Raw genomic sequence first — 824 nt, 5'->3', positions numbered from 1 at the left:
GGATCAGTCAGCATTGATGTTTCAGACAGACAGACCGCATCGCGAGCAGGCTAATYCCCACAAGGATTTAGGTTGGGACGAAGTTATCGAGCATCCGGTTCACCGCTAGTTCACCCAACATGACGGAGTGCTGTATGCCAAGCACTGTGTTGCGCTGGGTGCCATCAACCGTTGCTGCGAAGTTGCTCAACATCACGCTCGCCGACGCCAGTGATTCACAGGCGTTGACCAGTAGGGTTTCATTATCGGTGTCGGGCCCGACGAAGTAGATCGTGCTCGGTTTGCGTGGAGTGTCTTTGGGGATGACCGGTTTGAGGTAGTAATCGAGGGCGCGGTCGGCGGCTTTGTTGAGTTTTTTGGACTCGGGGGCTTCGTAGGGGGAAACGTCGTCGGTTTTCGGTGGGTTCGGCGTTATCTTGAACATTGAACTGGTGCTCCTGCTAGTAGAGCTGCAACCTGTCTCGCTACTAAACGGATGGGAGGCAGCTGTGCGCAAGTTAGTAGACCGGCCACCAGCCAAACCGGTGTGCCCGAGGGCACCATGCGCACAGTCACCATCAAATGCAGGCGAATGCCTGACTAAATGATACTTGTACGACCAGTTAGGAAAAGCCGGGCTACTAAACCCGATCACTGGAAATCAGTGACAGGACCAAGTTACCGACGGGCCTCCAGGCGCACAAGCCGGCGGATTCTGACGTGGTTGTAGGCGACGGCGCAAGGCGCTGTAGCTTTCAGGAAGTAACCCTAAACAGAATTAAACACACACCTAAAATCACCGCAGTTCCTCTGTGGTGCGAGCCTGCTCGCGAAGGCGTCGTGCC

The 824-nt window shown here is 55.3% G+C and carries 1 protein-coding gene; it reads right to left on the bottom strand.

From position 1 onward, the window contains the following. Positions 1-67 precede the first annotated feature (67 nt). Positions 68-424, bottom strand: a complete 357-nt coding sequence (locus AC1DRJ_RS30430) for a DUF6124 family protein (protein ID WP_477805377.1) — start codon at positions 422-424, stop codon at positions 68-70. Positions 425-824: the final 400 nt, after the last annotated feature.

It is taken from the genome of Pseudomonas sp. P5_B2 (assembly GCF_056400445.1).
Note: the sequence above shows the minus strand (reverse complement) of the source record. Positions and strands in the feature narration are given on the sequence as shown.